This window comes from Pseudomonas sp. TYF_14 (genome assembly GCF_043105275.1).
Lineage (GTDB): Bacteria > Pseudomonadota > Gammaproteobacteria > Pseudomonadales > Pseudomonadaceae > Aquipseudomonas > Aquipseudomonas alloputida.
The window spans coordinates 1-19434 of record NZ_JBICLK010000074.1; the positions used below are offsets into that span (position 1 = coordinate 1).

Below are 19434 nucleotides of genomic sequence, written 5' to 3' on the forward strand. Positions count from 1 at the left end.
GTCGCCATCGCGAATGGACTGTTCGCTGAGGCAAAACAGACGAATTTGCTTCTTGCTTCTTGCTTCTTGCTTCTTGCTTCTTGGATGTGGGCATTCACATCGAGTAGGTATTCATTCACGCAGGTGGCGCACAGTCACCTTTCCGCCCTTACGGCGGGTCACTTTTTGTCAAACGCGACAAAAAGTAACCAAAAAACGCTGGCTCCTATCATCCGGCCCCTGCGCTGCGCTCCGGGGTCCCCTCGCTCCGGGCTTGCTCCCGGGAGGACCGCGCTGCAGGCCCCATCCTGGGGCCCAGCGCTTGACGGGCATCCATGCCCGTCACCTCCCTTCGCAAGCCCTGCACTCGGCCTCCTGAAGTCGCAATCTGCGTCGCATGAACTATCGCGCGCTTAGAAGCAACAGCAAAAGCAGAAGCAGAAGCAAAAGCAGACGCAGAACGACGCGCTGGCCTCAGCGTGGCTTCAAATCGAGCCGCCGCAGGTGGCACGTCACTTCCTCGCGGTCGTGGTACAGCTGCTTGCAGGCAATCGACACCCTGATCTTGCGTGCCTTGAATGTTGCCTCCATACGGTCGAGCAGGCGCCGTACTTCGGCATAACGCTGCTTCATCGGCAACTTCAGGTTGACCACCGCCTCGCGGCACAGCCCCTCACCCAGCCAGGTTTCAATCAGCGAGGTGGTACGCGCCGGCTTCTCGACGATATCGCACACCATCCAGTCTACCGGCTGCTTCGGCTGCCAGGTAAACCCATCGGCCATCAAGTGCTGGACCAGGCCGGTGTCCATCAGGCTTTCGGCCATAGGCCCGTTGTCGATGGCTGTCACCAGCATGCCACGGCGCACCAGCTGGTAGGTCCAGCCACCCGGCGAGGCTCCCAGGTCGACGCCGGTCATGTCATCACCCAGGCGCTGCTCCCACTGCTCACGCGGGATGAACTGGTGCCAGGCTTCTTCCAGTTTGAGCGTCGAACGGCTAGGTGCCTCGCGAGGAAACTTCAGGCGCGGGATGCCCATGGGCCACAAGGCGCTGTTGCTGGCCGATGCAACGCCGACAAATACCCGCCGGCCGCTGATGAAGGTCAGCAGCAAGCGTGGGCGACCGGGGTCGTCGACCAGGCGGCCGGCCTTCTCCAGGGCCTTGCGCAACGGCACTTCGAACTTTCGGCAGAAGGTGGACAATTCCTTGCCTTCGTTGCTGTCCAGCACCTCCAGCCAAAGGCTACCGAACACCGGGAAGTCAGCCAACTGCGCCAGCAGTACGCTGATGCGGTCACTTTCCGGCAGTTCGACGTAACCGCCACGTGCCCACTGCCGCGGGAAAATCAGCTGGTTGAAACGCAGCTCCCCCATCAAGCGCTCGGCACCGCCCTCCTCGCTACAGACAAACTCGGCACTGGCACTTTGCGGCTTGCCTTTGGCATAGCCGGCAACACCCAGGCGGGCGGCATGTTCGCTGATTTCGGCGCAAACCTCGCCCTCGAAACCGGGCCGGCAATGCATGAACAGGGTATTCATCTCTCACTCCACTACGGCTGGCGCACCACAGGCGCCGGCAGGGCGGCGATGATAAAGGAAGTTCGGAACCTGCGACACGCCCCGCCGGTCCAGAAAAAGGTCAGGTAGCGTAAACCGGTCTAACCTGACCATTCAGCCAGGTCCGTGCCGTGCGGACCGATACAGAGCGGTGCTGCCGGCAAACCGTGAATATTTGCCGGGCACCGGTGCAGAAGGAGTTGGCAATGCCCTCGCTCGATAGCCTGAACACCCTCAAGCCCCTCAAGGTCGGCGACAAGACCTACCACTACTTCAGCCTCACCGAGGCCGCCCGCCAGCTGGGTGACCTGCAGCGCCTGCCCATGTCGCTGAAAGTGCTGCTGGAAAATCTGCTGCGCTGGGAGGATGGCGCGACCGTCACCGGCGACGACTTGCGCGCCATTGCCCAATGGCTTGGCGAACGGCGCTCCGACCGCGAGATCCAGTACCGCCCGGCGCGGGTGTTGATGCAGGACTTCACCGGCGTGCCCGCCGTGGTCGACCTGGCGGCCATGCGCGCCGCCATGGCCAAGGCTGGCGGCGACCCGCAACGGATCAACCCGCTGTCACCGGTCGACCTGGTGATCGATCACTCGGTAATGGTCGACCGCTACGGCACGCCGCAAGCCTTTGCCGAAAACGTCGACATCGAAATGCAGCGCAATGGCGAGCGCTATGCCTTTCTGCGTTGGGGCCAGAGCGCCTTCGACAACTTCCGCGTGGTCCCCCCGGGCACCGGCATTTGCCACCAGGTCAACCTGGAATACCTGGGCCGCACGGTGTGGACCCGTGAGGCCGACGGCCGCACCTATGCCTTCCCCGATACCTTGGTGGGCACAGACTCGCACACCACCATGATCAACGGCCTGGGCGTACTCGGCTGGGGTGTCGGCGGCATCGAAGCGGAAGCGGCCATGCTCGGCCAGCCGGTATCGATGCTGATCCCCGAAGTGATCGGCTTCAAGCTGACCGGCAAGCTGCGGGAGGGCATCACTGCCACTGACCTGGTGCTGACCGTGACACAGATGCTGCGCAAGAAAGGCGTGGTGGGCAAGTTCGTCGAGTTCTACGGGGACGGCCTGGCCGAGTTGCCCCTGGCCGACCGCGCAACCATCGCCAACATGGCACCGGAATACGGCGCCACCTGTGGTTTCTTCCCGGTCGACCAAGTCACCCTGGACTATCTGCGCCTCTCGGGCCGCCCCGAAGCGACCGTGCAACTGGTCGAGCAGTACTGCAAGGCACAGGGCATGTGGCGCCTGCCCGGCCAGGAGCCGTCATTCAGCGACACGCTGGCCCTGGACATGGACGACGTCGAAGCCAGCCTGGCCGGGCCCAAACGGCCGCAGGACCGCGTAGCGCTGGGCCAGGTCAGCCAAGCCTTCGACCACTTCATCGAACTGCAGCCCAAACCGCTGGCCAAAGAAGTTGGCCGCCTGGAAAGCGAAGGTGGCGGCGGTGTGGCAGTGGGCAACGCCGACCAGACCGGTGCAGTCGACTATAGCCATCAGGGCCAGACCCACACCCTGCGCGATGGGGCCGTGGTGATTGCCGCGATCACCTCATGCACCAACACGTCCAACCCCAGTGTGATGATGGCTGCCGGACTGGTGGCGAAAAAAGCACTGGAAAAGGGCCTGCAACGCAAACCTTGGGTCAAGAGTTCGCTGGCGCCGGGCTCCAAAGTCGTCACTGACTACTTCAAGGCAGCCGGGCTCACGCCTTACCTCGACCAACTGGGTTTTGATCTGGTCGGCTATGGCTGCACCACCTGCATCGGCAACTCCGGCCCGCTGGACGAGGCGATCGAAAAAGCCATTGGCAGCGCCGACCTCACCGTGGCCTCGGTGCTATCGGGCAACCGCAACTTCGAGGGCCGCGTGCACCCACTGGTCAAGACCAACTGGCTGGCCTCGCCCCCGTTGGTGGTGGCCTACGCCCTGGCCGGCAGCGTGCGCCTGGACCTGACGCGCGACCCGCTGGGGTCAGGCAAGGACGGCCAACCGGTCTACCTGCGGGATATCTGGCCGAGCCAGCAGGAAATTGCCGAGGCCGTGGCCAAGGTCGATACGGCGATGTTCCACAAGGAGTACGCCGAAGTGTTTGCCGGTGATGCGCAATGGCAGGCCATTGAGGTGCCACAGGCCGCCACTTACGTGTGGCAGGCTGACTCCACCTACATCCAGCACCCACCGTTCTTCGACGGCATCGGCGGGCCGCCGCCACAAATTGCCAATATTCACGGCGCACGGGTGCTGGCGCTGCTGGGCGATTCAGTGACCACCGACCACATTTCCCCCGCCGGCAACATCAAGGCCGACAGCCCGGCCGGGCGCTACCTGCGGGAACAAGGTGTGGAGCCACGCGACTTCAACTCCTACGGTTCGCGGCGTGGCAACCACGAAGTGATGATGCGCGGCACCTTCGCCAACATCCGTATTCGCAACGAGATGCTGGCAGGTGAAGAAGGCGGCAACACCTTGCATGTGCCCACTGGCGAGAAGCTGTCGATCTACGACGCGGCCATGCGTTACCAGCAGGAAGGCACCCCGCTGCTGGTGATTGCCGGCCAGGAGTACGGCACCGGTTCGAGCCGCGACTGGGCTGCCAAGGGTACCAACCTGCTGGGGGTCAAGGCCGTGCTGGCAGAAAGCTTCGAGCGTATTCACCGCTCCAACCTGGTGGGCATGGGCGTATTACCGCTGCAATTCAAGGCTGGGCACAACCGCAAACAGCTGGGGCTGACCGGCAAGGAGCAGATCGATGTACTGGGGCTGGATGGCGCGCATATCCACCCTGGCATGAGCCTGCCCTTGCGCATTACCCGCGAAGATGGCCAACAGGAACAGATCGAGGTGCTATGCCGGATTGATACCCTGAACGAGGTGGAATACTTCAAGGCGGGGGGGATTCTGCATTATGTGTTGCGCCAGATGATCGCCGGGTGAGTCTGGCCGAAGATTCGTTCCGTTCTTGAAACCGAGCGCCGCGGGGGCGGCGCTCGATCTCTGCAATCAATGAATCAAATATCCATTCAATAAAACCAGCCGCTTGCCGATACCTGTCGAAAGCCCTGCGGACTATCACCCATGCGTAACAACCAGCCGATTACCCAGAGAGAACGGACTTTCCCAGCCCAGCAGCGGTTGATCTCCACTACCAACGCCAAGGGTGTGATCACCTACTGCAACGATGCCTTTATCGAAATCAGTGGTTTCACCCGCGAGGAGCTGACGGGCGCACCGCACAACCTGGTGCGCCACCCCGACGTACCGCCTGCCGTGTTTGCCCATATGTGGCAAACCCTCAAGCAGGGCCAGCCGTGGATGGGTATCGTCAAGAACCGCTGCAAGTCCGGCGACCATTACTGGGTCAACGCCTATGTCACCCCCATTTTCGATAACAACCAGGTTGTCGGCTTCGAGTCGGTGCGGGTCAAGCCCACCGCCGAGCAGATCCGCCGTGCCGAGGCCCTGTATCAGCGCATCAACCAGGGCAAGCCACCGGTACCGCGCCGCGACAAGTGGCTGCCAGTGCTGCAGGACTGGCTACCGTTCATCCTGATCAGCCAGGTGGGCTTCCTGATCGGCAACTGGCTGGGTCATTCCTGGGGCTTTGCCTTGGCCGCAGGGCTTTCGGTACCACTGGGCCTGCTCGGCCTGAGCTGGCAGCAGCGCGGCCTCAAGCGCCTGCTGCGCCTGGCCGAGCAAACCACTTCCGACCCACTGATCGCGCAGATGTTCACCGACAGCCGTGGCGTGCAGGCGCGCCTGGAAATGGCCATGCTCAGCCAGGACGCACGCATGAAAACCTGCCTGACGCGTCTTCAAGACAGTGCCGAACACCTGAGCGACCAGGCACGCCAGTCCGATGCCCTGGCGCACAAGAGCTCTACGGGGCTGGAGCGCCAGCGGGTGGAGACCGAGCAAGTCGCCGCCGCGGTAAACCAGATGGCCGCCACCACTCAGGAAGTGGCCAACCATGTACAGCGCACCGCCGATGCCACCCAGGAAGCCAACCGCCTGACCAGCCAGGGCCGGCAGATTGCCGGAGAAACCCGCGAGGCCATCGAGCGCCTGTCGGCGGCAGTGGGCGAGACCGGCCAGACGGTTACGCAACTGGCCAAAGACAGCGACGAGATTGGGGGCGTGGTCGACGTGATCAAGGGCATCGCCGACCAGACCAACCTGCTGGCGCTGAACGCAGCCATTGAAGCGGCGCGCGCCGGTGAAATGGGCCGTGGCTTTGCCGTGGTGGCTGATGAAGTGCGACAGTTGGCCCAGCGCACCGCCGAATCCACCGGGCAGATCCACGGCCTGATCGCCAAGCTGCAACAGACCGCCAGCAACGCAGTGCTGACCATGGAAACCGGCCACCGCCAGGCACAGGAAGGCGTCGACCGGGTAATGCAGGCTGACGAGGCGTTGGTAGGCATCAGCGAAGCGGTGGCCAATATCACCGACATGGCCACCCAGATTGCAGCTGCAACCGAGGAGCAGACCGCAGTGGCTGACGAGATCAGCCGCAACATCAGCACCATTGCCGAACTGGCCGACCAGACCGCCGAACAGGCGCAGCACTCGGCACTGCTGAGCGAAGAACTGACCAGCACGGCGGGTAGCCAGTATTCGCTGGTGGAGCGCTTCAACCGCTGAAGCTCGAGACTTCCGCTGGGGATGGCACCGGCTCTGCCGGTGTTCGCGGGTGAACCCGCTCCTACAACGGCTGTGCCGAACCACCGATGCTGTGCCGGGCCGTCGATGCCTGTGTCGAACCACTGATGCGCGTCCAGCCCGGTCCATGTAGGAGCGGGTTTACCCGCGAATACGGTAGCGGCAGCAACGGTGAACGGCGGGTGGAAATTGGCGAGCAGGCCCGCCCCTTTAGCAGGCAAGCCCGCTTGCTGTGTTACCAGTCCAACCGCAAGCGGCTCTCGAAGTAGCGCTCTTTGCCACTCAGCGGGTCCTCGAAACGCAGGCTCTGCGCCAGCAGTTTCAGCGGCCGCTGGTAGTCATCCTCTTCGTTGAGCAATTGCGGATAGAACGGGTCATTGCTGATCCCTGCCCCCAAGGCCGCCATGTGCACACGCAACTGATGGGTCTTGCCGGTCACGGGCGACAGCCCATAGCGCCATCGCTCACCGTTCTTCTCCAACACCTCGGCCAGGGTTTCACTGTTGGCCTCACCCTCCACCTCATGCATGCGGAAAAATGGCTCGCCATGCACCAGGCGGCTTTTGTGCACCAGCGGAAAGGCATGCTGTGGCATGGCAGCGGCAATGGCTTGGTAACGCTTGTCGATACGCCGCTCGGGGAACAGCCGCTGGTAGGCGCTGCGGCTGTGCGGGTTGGCGGAAAACAACACCAGCCCGGCGGTGTGCCGGTCGATGCGGTGCAACGGCACCAGGTGCGGATTGTCCAGGCGACGGATCAGGCGGCGCAACAAGGTCTGCTCGACGTATTCACCGGTCGGCGTCACCGGCAGGAAATGCGGTTTATCGGCCACCACCAGGTGCTCGTCCACATGCAGCACCACCTCCTGCACCGGAATCGGCCGTTCGTTCGGCACTTCGCGGAAGTAATGCAAACGCATGCCACGCTTGTAAGGCAGGTCGGCGGCAACTGCCTGCCCCTTGGCATCCAGCACCCGGCCACGGGCAAAGCGGTCAAGCCACTGGGCGCGGTCGATGGCCTTGAAATGGTCACACAAGCAATCGAGCACCGTCACCCAGTTACCAGGAGGCAGGCACACCGTACTGGCTTGCTGGCGGGCGGGGTCGAAAGGCGTGGTCATGGCTGGGCTCGAAACGTTCATGGCCGCGCATTATCGCCCAACCCCGCCCCCTCAACCAGCCTGGGCCATCGCCTCGCAGCGATCCTTCAGCCAGCGCAGTACTTGCACCGGCTCCCAGCGGCCAGGGTCGTAGAGTGCATAGAGCAACCCCTGATAGCCCACTACATCCAGCCCCCGGTGGTAACCGGCCCGCTGGAACAAGGCCTCGATCTCGGCGAAGCAGGTATTGAAGTGGACTTTGCCGAACGGCGTGCAGTCGCCCGTCACCAGGCCTTCGAGGCGCAGTTCCAGAACGGCGTCAGCCACCCGATCCACGGGCATGCGGTTGACGCTGTACTTGAGTTGCTCGACATTGAGCATGGCTTCACCTCGACACTGTATTTATATACAGCATACGAACATCCCCTTGCTGCCGTCAATGCGCTTCATTGCAGCCCCGCCAGGTAGCCGCTGCCTTTGCGCATGGTCAGCACCTGCCTGCGCGGCGTGCCGCGCGTCACCGACAGATGCACCCATCTGTCGAATTCCAGGATCAGCTGATCGAAGGGCACCGCACTTTTGCTGATTCGCCGGACGGTCTCGCGCGGGCTGACCTCGATCACCGTGAAGTCCGCCGCCAGCCCTTGCACGTGCTGGCTATCGGAGGCGCCACCGATCAACCGATTGACCCTTTCGCTGCGATACCCGCTGCTGATGATGATGGGCGCGTCAAACAACGCACGTACCTGTTCCAGCGCACCACACAGTAATTGCAGGTTGGCCCTGGCTTCGAGGGGCGGTGCATTATCGAACCCCTCGCGGGCGGCGAGCTGGGAAACGGTCATTTCATCGAGGGTGAAATGTGGAGTGATCAACATGGCGAGCTGTTCCGATGATGGAGAAGGTTACCGGCGATGGTGCGCCTCCACCGGATCATCAGCTCGCTTCACAGATCATGGAGCAGGGTTGCAACTCCTCTGCAGCCATCATTGCCCAAGAAAGGCCACCACTTGTTCGGTATCGAACGGCCAGTGCAACTCGGCGCCGTTGTCACAGCGCCGCAGCACCGGAATGATCAGGCCATAACGCTCGAACAAAGGCTCGCTCTCGGCGATGTCGACCAGCTCTACCAGCAGGCCATGATCGACCAGAGGCATCAACACAGCCTCGGCCACTTCGCAGAGGTGGCAGCCGAGGGTGCCGAACAGTTGACATTCAGGCAGCATGTGGCAGGTCCCGGGTTGGCATACACAGAAGCCTATTCTAGGCGCGCCACGCCCACCCTGCACCTGACCTGGCTCAATCCTGGCTGGTAGCACCGATCCGGTGCAGCGACAGGTCCGCGCCCTGGAACTCCTGCTCATGGCTCAAGCGCAGGCCATGCAGCGCACGAATGGCTCCGTACACGGCAAATCCACCGGCCAAGGCCACCAGCACGCCCATCAGGCTGCCCAGCAACTGGCTGACCAGGCTGACACCGCCCATGCCACCCAACGCCACCTGGCCGAACACGCCACAGGCGATGCCACCCCACACGCCACACAGACCATGCAACGGCCATACGCCCAGGACGTCGTCGATTTTCCAGCGATTTTGCGCGGCGGTGAAGGTCCAGACAAACAGCGCCCCCGCCACCAGGCCGGTGGCGAGCGCACCCACCGGGTGCATCAGATCGGAACCTGCGCAAATCGCCACCAGCCCGGCCAGCGGGCCGTTATGCAGAAAGCCCGGGTCGTTGCGCCCGGCCAGCAACGCCGACAGGGTGCCACCCACCATCGCCATCAGCGAGTTGATCGCCACCAGGCCGCTGACGCCCTGCAAGGTCTGGGCACTCATGACGTTGAAGCCGAACCAGCCGATGATGAGGATCCACGAGCCCAGCGCCAGAAAGGGAATGCTCGACGGCGCAAACGCCACCAATCGGCCCTCGCGGTAGCGCCCACGGCGCGCCCCCAGCAGCAGCACCGCCGCCAGCGCCAGCCAGCCCCCCATGGCGTGTACCACCACAGACCCGGCAAAGTCGTGGAACGGTGCGCCGAAGCGTGCCTGCAGCCAAGCCTGCACGCCCAGGTTGCCGTTCCACACCACGCCCTCGAAGAACGGATAGACGAACGCCACGATCAACGCTGTGGCGCACAACTGCGGCACGAACCGCGCCCGCTCGGCAATGCCCCCGGAGATGATCGCCGGAATCGCCGCCGCGAAGGTCAGCAGGAAGAAACACTTGACCAGCGCGTAGCCATGGTCGACAGCCAGCGTTGTCGCCGGCTGGAAGAAGTTGACCCCATAGGCGATCCAGTAGCCTATAAAGAAGTAGACCAGCGCCGAGATGGCGAAGTCGCTGAGGATCTTCGACAAGGCGTTGACCTGGTTCTTGTGGCGCACCGTGCCCACTTCAAGGAACGCGAAGCCGGCATGCATGGCCAGCACCAGAATGGCGCCCATGAGAATGAACAGGGTGTTGGAACCGTGGACCAGAGAGTCCATAGCGCTGTGCATGTTTTCCATGAAATAGGCAGACCTGCTGAAAAAGGCACCAGGACAGTTCAAGAACCTGCATCCCTGCACCGAATCGGTGCCAGCCCCTACCCTGTTCAGGTGAGCGGGGTGAAGCCTGCGTGGTTTTTTCTTGGGTTTGTCGTGGATTGGGTTAAGGTTTATCGGTATCCGCTGCGCGGGCGCCCTGAATCGGCGCATAACCGGTCACAGGCGCTCCGCAACGTGGCAAAAACATAGCAAGGCCCATACCAGCAGCCGCACTTGAACCTTCCATGCGTGCTGTCACTCGAAGTACCAACACTCATCGACAGGGAGAGACCCATGGCCAGCAAATCGGCAAAGAATGCACAAGAGATATTGATGGCTGACTTCCAGGCCTTGGTGCGCGACACCGAGAAGCTGCTGGCCGACACCGCCAACCTGGCCGGCGACCAGGCCGACGAATTGCGCGAGCAGATTCACGAGCGCCTGGCCCAGGCCCGCGAAACCCTGCAACTGACCCAGGACTCGGTACGTGAACGCGGTCAGGCAGCGCTTGGCAGCGCCGAGCAGTACGTGCAGGAAAACCCGTGGCGGGCAATCGGCATCGCGGCTGGCGTCGGCCTGTTGATCGGTCTGCTGGCCAACCGGCGCTAAGGGGAACCCATGGAGAATGACGCCAACGGCGCCAGCGCTTCGGGCAAGCGCCTGGGCGCGGCCATGCTGGGGCTGCTGCACAGTCACATCGAGCTGTTCGGTATCGAGTTGCAGGAGCAGAAGGGCCGTACCTTGAGCCTGCTGCTGTTCGCCGGCCTGGCGCTGGTGTTCGCCCTGCTGCTGCTGACCGCGCTGTCCGGGCTGCTGCTGGTGCTGCTGTGGGACAGCTATCGACTGGCCGGTATCATTGGTCTGTGCGTGTTCTATGGCATTGCTGCACTGTACTGCGGCGTGCGCCTGAAGGCGGCGGTGTTCGACGAATCATCGCCCTTCGGCGCCACCCTCGACGAACTTGCCAAGGACAGGGAGCGCCTGTTGCCATGAGCCTGCCAGAACTGCCAAACACGCGTAACCCGCGCGAACTGCGCAAGGCGCTGTTGCGCCTGCGCATGGAAATGCACCGCCAGGAAATCCGTCATGAGTCCGGTCAGTTGCTTGAACCGCTGCGCCGCGTGCGCGGTATGGGCAGCTCGCTACATGAAGGCCTGGGTATCAAGCATGCGCCACTGTGGGGCATCGGTGCCGTGGTGGCGCTGGGCTTTCTCACCGGCAAAGGCGTACGCAGCGGCAACCTGACACGCCTGATACGGTTGGGCAGCACCCTGTTGCCACTGGTACGCCTCTACCTGCAAGGCAGCCGCCGCCCCTGACCAGGGTTCGCCCCGGCAGAAGCAGCCTTGTGCTGCGAAGAGGCCCGTTCCATCGATACGAATGCATCAAAGGGCAGGCCTCTTCTTCGCAGCACAATGCGCTTCCTGCAGGGTATGCTGCTGCCTTCGAACGACAGGAGACCGCGCCTTGGACTGGCACACCTTGCTTACCCGCGAACGGCTGGGCAAAGCCCTGTACAGCGCCGATGAACTCGGGCGCAGCCCCTTCCACAAAGACCATGACCGCATCATTTTCTCCGGTGCCTTCCGCCGCCTCGGCCGCAAGACCCAGGTGCACCCGGTATCGAGCAACGACCATATTCATACGCGCCTGACTCATTCGCTGGAAGTCAGCTGCGTCGGCCGCTCGCTGGGGATGCGCGTCGGCGAGACCCTGCGCGACAACCTGCCGGACTGGTGCGCCCCCAGTGACCTGGGGATGATCGTGCAGTCAGCCTGCCTGGCCCACGACATCGGCAACCCGCCATTCGGCCACTCCGGCGAAGACGCCATTCGCCACTGGTTCCAGCAGGCGGCCAGGCGTGGCTGGCTGGACGACATGAGCGATGACGAACGGGCCGACTTTCTCAACTTCGAAGGCAATGCCCAGGGCTTTCGCGTGCTCACCCAACTGGAATACCACCAGTTCGATGGGGGGACCCGGCTGACCTATGCCACCCTCGGCACCTACCTCAAGTACCCGTGGAGCGCCCGCCACGCCGACGCCCTGGGCTACAAGAAGCACAAGTTCGGCAGCTATCAGAGCGAACTGCCCCTGCTCGAACAGATCGCCCGCAAACTCGGCCTGCCGCAGCTGGAACACCAGCGCTGGGCGCGCCATCCACTGGTGTATCTGATGGAGGCTGCCGATGACATCTGCTACGCGCTGATCGACCTGGAAGACGGCCTGGAAATGGAGCTGCTGCAATACGCAGAAGTCGAGGCGCTGTTGCTCGACCTGGTCGGCGAAGACCTGCCAGAAACCTACCGCCAGCTCGGCCCACGCGATTCTCGTCGGCGCAAACTGGCCATCCTGCGCGGCAAGGCCATCGAACACCTGACCAACGCCGCCGCCCACGCCTTCGTCGAGCAGCAGCAGGCGTTGCTGGCCGGGCAACTGGCGGGCGACCTGGTGGAACACATGCATGGCCCAGCCAAACGCTGTGTACTGCAAGCCAAGGACATGGCGCGCAACAAAATCTTCCAGGACAAGCGCAAGACCCTGCACGAAATCGGCGCCTACACCACCCTGGAGATTCTGCTGAACACGTTCTGCGGTGCGGCCCTCGAGCAGCACGGTGGACGTACGCCATCGTTCAAGAGTCGCAGGGTGCTGGACCTGATCGGCAACAATGCGCCAGACCCGCATGCCTCGTTGCACAGCGCCTTCCTGCGCATGATCGACTTCATCGCCGGCATGACCGACAGCTATGCCAGCGAAATGGCCCGGGAGATGACCGGGCGCTCCAGCCCGACCTGAAACGCGTCGGTGCAGCGCGGGCTCGGCCAGGCGCTGCACCACGCTTGCAGGAAACTTCCTACACCAACGGGAGCCACACTAAACGGCACGAATAAAAACCAATGAAAAGTTACCAAAATCGCTTTGACAGCGAGTTAAGCACACCTATTCCGTAGCCCATTTTGCTTTATCTTGTAAGCCGTTTCCCATATAAGCCTAACAGCCATTCCTCGCACGCCTGACGACTTCCAACTGCGATAAGGTGACCACTGTCACCCTCAATCGACCGCAGGGAAGTTGAACATGCACTCCATATTTATCGTTGACGACCATCCGGTGATTCGCCTGGCCGTGCGTATGCTGCTGGAAAACCAGAATTACAAGATTGTCGGCGAGTCGGACAACGGCGTAGACGCCATGCAGATGATCCGCGAGAGCAACCCCGACCTGGTCATTCTCGACATCAGCATCCCCAAGCTAGACGGCCTGGAGGTGCTGGCCCGCTTTCAGAGCATGGCCCTGCCGTTGAAGGTTCTGGTGCTGACTGCACAGTCCCCGGCATTGTTTGCCGTACGTTGCATGCACTCGGGCGCAGCAGGTTATGTCTGCAAACAGGAAGACTTGAGTGAACTGCTCAGTGCAATCAAGGCCGTACTGGCCGGTTATAACTACTTCCCAAGCCAGGCAATAAAAAACAACCAGACCACCGACAGCGACCTGCAACTTTTCCGCCAGGTAAATGACCGCGAACTGATGGTGCTTCAACTTTTCGCCCAAGGCCGCAGCAACAAGGAAATTGCCAAGGGCATGTTCCTCAGCAGCAAGACTGTCAGTACCTACAAGAAGCGCCTCATGCACAAACTGCAAGTCAATACGCTGGTCGATCTGATCGAGATGGCCAAGCGCAACGCGCTGGTCTGAACGTGGTCATGGCCCGAGTTATCAATCGCCTGCTGCTCGTCCTGCTGCTGCTCAGCGGCGCGACACAGGCTGGCCATCGCGAAGCCGCGTCCTTTACGCTACTGGCGCGCTCATCGGCCCGCCCCGTCCAGCCCGTGCTCACGCCCGAACAACGGCAATGGCGCGAAGGCCGGCAGGAACTGGTGCTGGGCACGTCGGCACCCGACTATCCACCGTTCGATATCACCGGTGGCGGCAACGACTACCAGGGCCTGACCGCCGAGTATGCAAACCTGATCGGCAAGGCCTTGCAGTTGCCAGTGAGGGTGCTGCGTTTCTCCAGCCGGCAGGCGGCGGTGGAGGCGCTCAGGCACGGTGATATCGACCTGCTGGGCAGCGCCAATGGCTACGAAGCGGCCAGTGACGGCCTGGCACTGTCGCGCCCCTATGCCGTCGACCAACCTGTACTGGTAACACGTGAAGACGAAAACCGGGCACTGGACACGGACCTTGCCGGCATGCGCCTGGGCATGCTCTACCACTATTTGCCCAGACAGGAAGTACTCACCGCCTACCCCAAGGCCGAGCTGCTGGCCTTCGGTTCTTCCAGCCAGGCACTGAATGCTGTCGCGTTCGGGCAGGCCGACGTGTTCATCGGCGATACCATCTCCACACACTACCAGCTCAACCGTGGTCATCTGCCCCGCCTGCGCATGGCCAACTTCGGCAAACACGAGGCCATCGGCTTCGGTTTTGCCTTGCGTCAGCAAGATACCGTGCTGCTGGACCTGGTGAACACCATCCTGGACAGGCAAAGCCCGGCCATTCGCTCCAGTATCTTCAAACGCTGGAGCGCCGGCAGCGACCTGTTGCTGAGCGATCGCCAACTGCAATTGAGCGCGGCCGAGCAGCAGTGGCTGGAGAAGCACCCCGTGATGCGCGTGGCAGCCGATGACGCGGCTGCACCACTGTCCTACTTCGATGATTCGGGGCATTTCCGAGGCATCACCGCCGACCTGCTGGAACTCATTCGCCTGCGCACCGGGTTGCGTTTCGAAGTGCAGCGCGCCAGTGGCATTGCCGACATGGTCGCCCGCCTCAAGGATGGCCGGGCCGATGTCATCGCCGCACTGGCCAGCGCCGGCAAAGCAGGGGACGACCTGCAAATCAGCCGCCCCTACCTCGAAAGCGCCTATGTGCTGGTCAACCACAAGGACAACAACGCATTGAGTTCACTGGAGCAGTTGCAGGGGCATCGCATCGCCATTACCCGCTACAGCACCATGAACGCCATGCTGTCCCGGGACTACCCAAAGATAAGCTGGGTCGAGACCGAAAGCGCGTTCTACTCCATGGCGTTGCTCAACAGCGGGGCTGTCGATGCGGTGATCACCACCCTGATCGACGCCAATCACGCCCTGGCCAGCAACCCAGAACTGGTCATCCGCACCTCGGTCGGCAGCGAACCCGCTAACTTCGCCATGGCCACCATTGCCCCGTCACCGGCGCTGTTGTCGATCCTCGATAAAGCTTTGCTGAGCATCTCACCGGAAGAGCTGGGGGTAATCAACAACCGCTGGCGTGGCTTTGGCAGGCATGAGGATGACAACTCCAAAGGCTACAGCCGCCTTGCCCTGCAGGTGGTGCTGGCCACGGCCGTGCTTTTGTTGCTGGCCCTGCTCTGGAATGCCCGCCTGCGCCTGCAGATTCGCCAGCGCCAGCGCGCCGAACGCGCGCTGAACGACCAGTTGGCATTCATGCGCGCCCTGCTCAACGGTACGCCCCACCCCATGTATGTGCGCGACCGCGAGGGATGCCTGAAAAGTTGCAACTACAGCTACCTTGAAGCCGTGCAGGCCCGCTCCGATCAGGTGATCGGCAAAAAACTCAAGGACAGCCTGTTTGCCGATTCCGAGCAGGCTCGGCAGATCCAGGCGGATTACCAGAAAGTCATGGCGGCGGGCTCACCACTGATCAAGGACCGTCCATTACGGATCAAGGGCCGGGACCTGACCATCTACCACTGGATCCTGCCGTACCGCGACTCCCTGGGTGAGGTGCAGGGGATCATCGGCGGCTGGATCGACATCAGCGAACGCCGCCAACTGGTCCTGGAGCTGCGCCAGGCCAAGCAGCAGGCCGACGATGCCAACCGCGCCAAGAGCACGTTCCTGGCGACCATCAGCCACGAAATCCGCACCCCGATGAATGCCGTGATCGGCATGCTGGAACTGGCGGTCAAGCGCGCCGACCAGGGCCGGGTGGACCGCAGCGCGCTGGAACTGGCACACCATTCGGCCAAAGACCTGCTAGGCCTGATCGGTGACATTCTCGACATCGTGCGCATCGAGTCCGGGCACTTGTCCCTGGCCCCGGAGGTGGTCGACCTGGCGGCGCTGGTCGAATCGGTGGCGCGCATTTTCGATGGTCAGGCGCGGCAGAAAGGCCTGGCCCTGGAGGTGCAGATCGCCCCGGCCGCACGCTGCCATGTCCTGCTTGACCCGCTGCGCTTCAAGCAGGTGCTGTCCAACCTGGTGAGCAATGCCATCAAGTTCACCGAGCACGGTCAGGTGCGCATCAGCGTCAGGCTGCTGGATGACGGAACCAGCACACCAGCCGTACTGGAGCTGGAGGTGCGCGACAGTGGCATCGGCATCCACCCCGACGACCTGCAGCGCCTGTTCAACCCGTTCATCCAGGCCAACCCGCACAGCCAGGGCGCCCGCGCCGGTACCGGGCTGGGCCTGGCCATCTGCCGCAACCTGTGCGAAATGATGGGCGGCAGCCTGTCCATGAAGAGCCTGGAGGATGTCGGTACCCAGGTGCGCCTGAAGATGCCGCTGCAACGGGTGGATGGCGCAGAGCAGCCCAAACCGCTGCCCGAGCAGCTCGACGTGCCCGACCCACGGCTGAACGTGCTGGTCATCGATGATCACCCTGCCAACCTGCAACTGATGGCGCAACAACTTGGCTACCTGGGCCTGGAGCACGCCAGCGCCCGCGATGGGCAGGAAGGCCTGGCGACCTGGCGGGAAGGCGACTTCGATGTGCTGGTACTCGACTGCAACATGCCGCACATGAACGGTTACCAGCTGGCGACTGCCGTGCGCGCCGAAGAACGCCATGGCAAGCGACCACCCTGCACCATCCTCGGCTATACCGCCAACGCGCAGCCGGAAGTACGCCGCAAGTGCCTGACCGCCGGCATGGACGACTGCCTGCTCAAGCCCATCAGCCTGAGCACCCTCAGCCAGCGCCTGGCTGGCATTCGCCCGCGCCGCCAGCAACGCCCCCGACGCAAGCTGTACCAGCTGGACGGCCTGGCCGCCGTGGTCGGGCCTGACCCGGTTGACCGTCAGCGCTTCCTGGAAACCTTGCATCAGAGCCTTCAGGCCGACCTGGCCAGCCTGATGGCGCTTCACCCGCAACACGACAGCGGCGCCATTGCCGAGCAGGCCCACAAGGTGCTCAGCGCCGCGCGCATGCTGGAAGCCCCTGACCTGATGGCGGCCTGTGAAGCCCTCGAGGCCAGCGACTTGCCCACTGCCCAGGTGCGCCTGCGGCGCCAGGCACTGGCACGGCATATGTGCCGAGTGGAACGTGCCCTGGCCAAGGAATTGGCCACAAGCACGGATACTCAGGCAGGCAACCACACGTGTTAACTGGTAGACTGCGCGGCGTTATTACCTAAGAGGATTGTTTCATGGCCACAAACCGCTCCCGTCGTCTGCGCAAGAAGCTGTGTGTCGACGAGTTTCAGGAATTGGGCTTCGAGCTGAACCTGGAATTCAAGGAAGATCTGGATGACCAGGCAATCGATGCTTTCCTCGACGCGTTCCTGGAAGAAGCCATGGACGCCAACGGCCTGGATTATGTAGGCGGTGACGATTTCGGCCTGGTGTGCTCGGTCAAACGCGGCTCGGTCAGCGAAGAACAGCGCGCTGCCGTTGAAGCCTGGCTCAAAGGCCGCAGCGAACTGACCAAGATCGAAGTCAGCCCGCTGCTGGATGCCTGGTACCCGGAAAAGCCTATCAACAAGGCTGAGTGATACTTGTCAGCTTCGGGCTGAAAGGTTGATTGCTGAAAAGGCCACCCCATTCGGGTAATGCCGGTCAGTTAAGCCAAATGGGGCTGCTTTGCAGCCCTTCGCGGGCAAGCCCGCTCCCACAGGATTGCGCAAAATCTCAAGCTTGCGCTGTACCTGTGGGAGCGGGCTTGCCCGCGAAGGGCCGCAAAGCGGCCCCAGTTAATGAGGATGAAACCTTAACTGACTGGCATTACCCCACTCGGGTGGCCTTTTTTATTGGCGATGCTTTTCCGTCGAACGTGACGCATCGCGGCTGCGCTTGGGGCATAATGCGTACTGTTTACGTCGTGGGGCCATCATCTCTTACAGCCCCAAAGCCCTTTTCCCTCGCCGCAGGGTATTCACTCGCTATGATCAAAACGCTTCGTCCCCTCATACTTGCCGGCCTGCTGTTGCCACTTGCCTTGCCCAGCCACGCCGCCGTCAATACCACCCTGCCTGCCAAAGTGCAGCAGGCGCTCAAGGCCAACAAGCTGCAGGACACAGCACTGTCGCTGGTGATGCTGCCGCTGGACGGCCCCGGCACCCCGACCGTGTTCAATGCCGATGTGTCGGTGAACCCGGCGTCGACCATGAAACTGGTCACCACCTACGCCGCCCTCGAACTGCTTGGCCCGACCTTCCAGTGGAAAACCGAGTTCTACACCGACGGCACCCTGAGCAACGGCGTGCTTAACGGTAACCTCTACCTTAAAGGTGGCGGTGACCCCAAACTGAACATGGAAAAGCTGTGGCTGCTGATGCGTGACCTGCGCGCCAATGGCGTGCGCACCGTCACCGGTGACCTGGTGCTGGACCGCAGCCACTTCGTGCAACCCAACCTGCCGCAGTTCAACGACGACGGCGGTGATGAAAACAAGCCGTTCCTGGTCAAGCCCGACTCGCTGCTGGTCAACCTCAAGGCCCTGCGCTTCGTGGCGCGCAATGATGGTGGCAAGGTCACCGTCGCCGTCGAGCCACCGATTGCCCGCATCCGCATCGACAACCAGGTCAAGCCGGTAGCCTCTAAGAAATGCACCGGTGATGTGCGCTACAACCCGGTGCCCCAGGCCGACGGCATCAGTGTAACGGTCAGCGGCCAACTGGGTGACGGCTGCAACTCGCAAACCTACCTGTCACTGCTCGACCATTCCACCTACGCCGCCGGTGCCGTGCGCGCAATCTGGAACGAACTGGGTGGCAACATCCAGGGTGGCGACCGCATCGAGAATGTGCCCAAGAGTGCTCGCCTGCTGGCCCGCGCCTTCTCGCCAGACCTGGTGGAAGTGATCCGCGACATCAACAAGTACAGCAACAACACCATGGCCCAGCAGCTGTTCCTGAGCCTTGGCGCGCAGTTCCGCACCGATGCCGATGGCGACGACGCCCGTGCTGCCCAGCGCGTGGTACGCCAATGGCTGGCGAAAAAGGGCATCACCGCGCCGCATCTGGTGATGGAAAACGGCTCTGGCCTGTCGCGTGCCGAACGGGTCAGTACCCGGGAAATGGCCGAGATGCTGAAAGCCGCCTGGAAGAGCCCTTATGCTGCCGAATTCATGAGCTCGATGCCGCTGGTGGGCATGGACGGCACGATGCGCAAGCGTCTCAAGCGCACCGCGATGGCCGGCGAAGGGCACATCAAGACCGGCACACTGAACACTGTGCGGGCGATTGCCGGCTTCAGCCGCGACAGTAACGGCCATACCTGGGCGGTAGCGGCGATTCTCAACGACCCGAAACCGTGGGGTGCCTCGCAGGTGCTGGATCAGGTGTTGCTTGACCTGTATCGCCAGCCGAAGCTGGCTGGCAGTACAGCGGCCAACTGACGCCACCTGCCACACACCCGGGCCCGCTTG

16 protein-coding genes are annotated in these 19434 nt (G+C 62.5%); 10 read left to right on the top strand and 6 right to left on the bottom strand.

Annotation, left to right across the window (positions count from 1 at the left end):
- Positions 1-453: 453 nt before the first annotated feature.
- Positions 454-1518, bottom strand: a complete 1065-nt coding sequence (gene rlmM / locus ACF8O8_RS19680; protein ID WP_004577178.1) for a 23S rRNA (cytidine(2498)-2'-O)-methyltransferase RlmM — start codon at positions 1516-1518, stop codon at positions 454-456.
- Between the two features lie 224 nt (positions 1519-1742).
- On the opposite strand from rlmM, the gene acnA reads away from it, so the two are divergent.
- The gene (gene acnA / locus ACF8O8_RS19685) at positions 1743-4484 is read left to right on the top strand and encodes an aconitate hydratase AcnA (protein WP_392510303.1); all 2742 of its coding nucleotides are present in this window, start codon (positions 1743-1745) and stop codon (positions 4482-4484) included.
- Between the two features lie 141 nt (positions 4485-4625).
- Positions 4626-6191, top strand: coding sequence for a PAS domain-containing methyl-accepting chemotaxis protein (locus tag ACF8O8_RS19690; RefSeq protein ID WP_010953109.1), 1566 nt, complete (start codon positions 4626-4628; stop codon positions 6189-6191).
- Positions 6192-6444: 253 nt separating this feature from the next.
- Here ACF8O8_RS19690 and ACF8O8_RS19695 read toward each other — a convergent pair whose 3' ends face one another.
- The 5 genes from ACF8O8_RS19695 to ACF8O8_RS19715 form a co-directional block, all read right to left on the bottom strand.
- Complete coding sequence (locus tag ACF8O8_RS19695) at positions 6445-7329, bottom strand: pseudouridine synthase (protein ID WP_049586701.1); 885 nt, start codon at positions 7327-7329, stop codon at positions 6445-6447.
- A gap of 51 nt (positions 7330-7380) precedes the next feature.
- Positions 7381-7689 carry a hypothetical protein gene (locus ACF8O8_RS19700; RefSeq protein WP_010953108.1) on the bottom strand — a complete coding sequence of 103 codons (309 nt, stop codon included), beginning with the start codon at positions 7687-7689 and terminating at the stop codon, positions 7381-7383.
- 65 nt (positions 7690-7754) lie between these two features.
- Positions 7755-8186 (bottom strand): D-Ala-D-Ala carboxypeptidase family metallohydrolase, encoded by a 432-nt coding sequence (locus tag ACF8O8_RS19705; RefSeq protein WP_010953107.1) that lies wholly within the window; start codon positions 8184-8186, stop codon positions 7755-7757.
- A gap of 108 nt (positions 8187-8294) precedes the next feature.
- Positions 8295-8534 carry a glutaredoxin family protein gene (locus tag ACF8O8_RS19710; RefSeq protein ID WP_010953106.1) on the bottom strand — a complete coding sequence of 80 codons (240 nt, stop codon included), beginning with the start codon at positions 8532-8534 and terminating at the stop codon, positions 8295-8297.
- A 73-nt stretch (positions 8535-8607) separates the two neighbouring features.
- Positions 8608-9816, bottom strand: a complete 1209-nt coding sequence (locus ACF8O8_RS19715; protein ID WP_012053177.1) for an ammonium transporter — start codon at positions 9814-9816, stop codon at positions 8608-8610.
- Positions 9817-10128: 312 nt separating this feature from the next.
- On the opposite strand from ACF8O8_RS19715, the gene ACF8O8_RS19720 reads away from it, so the two are divergent.
- The 8 genes from ACF8O8_RS19720 (at position 10129) to dacB (ending at position 19404) form a co-directional block, all read left to right on the top strand.
- On the top strand, positions 10129-10443 hold the full coding sequence (locus ACF8O8_RS19720) for a YqjD family protein (protein ID WP_010953104.1): 315 nt from the start codon (positions 10129-10131) through the stop codon (positions 10441-10443).
- Between the two features lie 9 nt (positions 10444-10452).
- The gene (locus tag ACF8O8_RS19725) at positions 10453-10827 is read left to right on the top strand and encodes a phage holin family protein (RefSeq protein ID WP_010953103.1); all 375 of its coding nucleotides are present in this window, start codon (positions 10453-10455) and stop codon (positions 10825-10827) included.
- Positions 10824-11153 (top strand): hypothetical protein, encoded by a 330-nt coding sequence (locus tag ACF8O8_RS19730; RefSeq protein ID WP_020192627.1) that lies wholly within the window; start codon positions 10824-10826, stop codon positions 11151-11153. Before ACF8O8_RS19725 ends, ACF8O8_RS19730 begins: the two co-directional genes overlap by 4 nt.
- A 148-nt stretch (positions 11154-11301) precedes the next feature.
- Positions 11302-12633, top strand: a complete 1332-nt coding sequence (locus ACF8O8_RS19735; RefSeq protein WP_392510304.1) for a deoxyguanosinetriphosphate triphosphohydrolase — start codon at positions 11302-11304, stop codon at positions 12631-12633.
- Positions 12634-12915: 282 nt separating this feature from the next.
- Entirely contained in the window at positions 12916-13533 is a 618-nt protein-coding gene (locus tag ACF8O8_RS19740; protein ID WP_003248700.1) for a response regulator transcription factor, read from the top strand.
- A gap of 8 nt (positions 13534-13541) precedes the next feature.
- The gene (locus tag ACF8O8_RS19745; protein WP_210172535.1) at positions 13542-17174 is read left to right on the top strand and encodes an ATP-binding protein; all 3633 of its coding nucleotides are present in this window, start codon (positions 13542-13544) and stop codon (positions 17172-17174) included.
- Positions 17175-17215: 41 nt separating this feature from the next.
- Positions 17216-17560 (top strand): YggL family protein, encoded by a 345-nt coding sequence (locus tag ACF8O8_RS19750; protein ID WP_003248695.1) that lies wholly within the window; start codon positions 17216-17218, stop codon positions 17558-17560.
- Positions 17561-17949: 389 nt separating this feature from the next.
- Positions 17950-19404, top strand: coding sequence for a D-alanyl-D-alanine carboxypeptidase/D-alanyl-D-alanine-endopeptidase (dacB, locus tag ACF8O8_RS19755; protein ID WP_049586694.1), 1455 nt, complete (start codon positions 17950-17952; stop codon positions 19402-19404).
- Positions 19405-19434 lie beyond the last annotated feature (30 nt).

What these genes read in the sequence shown, in the direction of transcription:
- rlmM (WP_004577178.1), bottom strand. Translation starts at nt 1,518, where the DNA reads ATGAATACCCTGTTCATGCATTGCCGGCCCGGTTTCGAGGGCGAGGTT.
- acnA (WP_392510303.1), top strand. Translation starts at nt 1,743, where the DNA reads ATGCCCTCGCTCGATAGCCTGAACACCCTCAAGCCCCTCAAGGTCGGC.
- ACF8O8_RS19690 (WP_010953109.1), top strand. Translation starts at nt 4,626, where the DNA reads ATGCGTAACAACCAGCCGATTACCCAGAGAGAACGGACTTTCCCAGCC.
- ACF8O8_RS19695 (WP_049586701.1), bottom strand. Translation starts at nt 7,329, where the DNA reads ATGACCACGCCTTTCGACCCCGCCCGCCAGCAAGCCAGTACGGTGTGC.
- ACF8O8_RS19700 (WP_010953108.1), bottom strand. Translation starts at nt 7,689, where the DNA reads ATGCTCAATGTCGAGCAACTCAAGTACAGCGTCAACCGCATGCCCGTG.
- ACF8O8_RS19705 (WP_010953107.1), bottom strand. Translation starts at nt 8,186, where the DNA reads ATGTTGATCACTCCACATTTCACCCTCGATGAAATGACCGTTTCCCAG.
- ACF8O8_RS19710 (WP_010953106.1), bottom strand. Translation starts at nt 8,534, where the DNA reads ATGCTGCCTGAATGTCAACTGTTCGGCACCCTCGGCTGCCACCTCTGC.
- ACF8O8_RS19715 (WP_012053177.1), bottom strand. Translation starts at nt 9,816, where the DNA reads ATGGAAAACATGCACAGCGCTATGGACTCTCTGGTCCACGGTTCCAAC.
- ACF8O8_RS19720 (WP_010953104.1), top strand. Translation starts at nt 10,129, where the DNA reads ATGGCCAGCAAATCGGCAAAGAATGCACAAGAGATATTGATGGCTGAC.
- ACF8O8_RS19725 (WP_010953103.1), top strand. Translation starts at nt 10,453, where the DNA reads ATGGAGAATGACGCCAACGGCGCCAGCGCTTCGGGCAAGCGCCTGGGC.
- ACF8O8_RS19730 (WP_020192627.1), top strand. Translation starts at nt 10,824, where the DNA reads ATGAGCCTGCCAGAACTGCCAAACACGCGTAACCCGCGCGAACTGCGC.
- ACF8O8_RS19740 (WP_003248700.1), top strand. Translation starts at nt 12,916, where the DNA reads ATGCACTCCATATTTATCGTTGACGACCATCCGGTGATTCGCCTGGCC.
- ACF8O8_RS19745 (WP_210172535.1), top strand. Translation starts at nt 13,542, where the DNA reads ATGGCCCGAGTTATCAATCGCCTGCTGCTCGTCCTGCTGCTGCTCAGC.
- ACF8O8_RS19750 (WP_003248695.1), top strand. Translation starts at nt 17,216, where the DNA reads ATGGCCACAAACCGCTCCCGTCGTCTGCGCAAGAAGCTGTGTGTCGAC.
- dacB (WP_049586694.1), top strand. Translation starts at nt 17,950, where the DNA reads ATGATCAAAACGCTTCGTCCCCTCATACTTGCCGGCCTGCTGTTGCCA.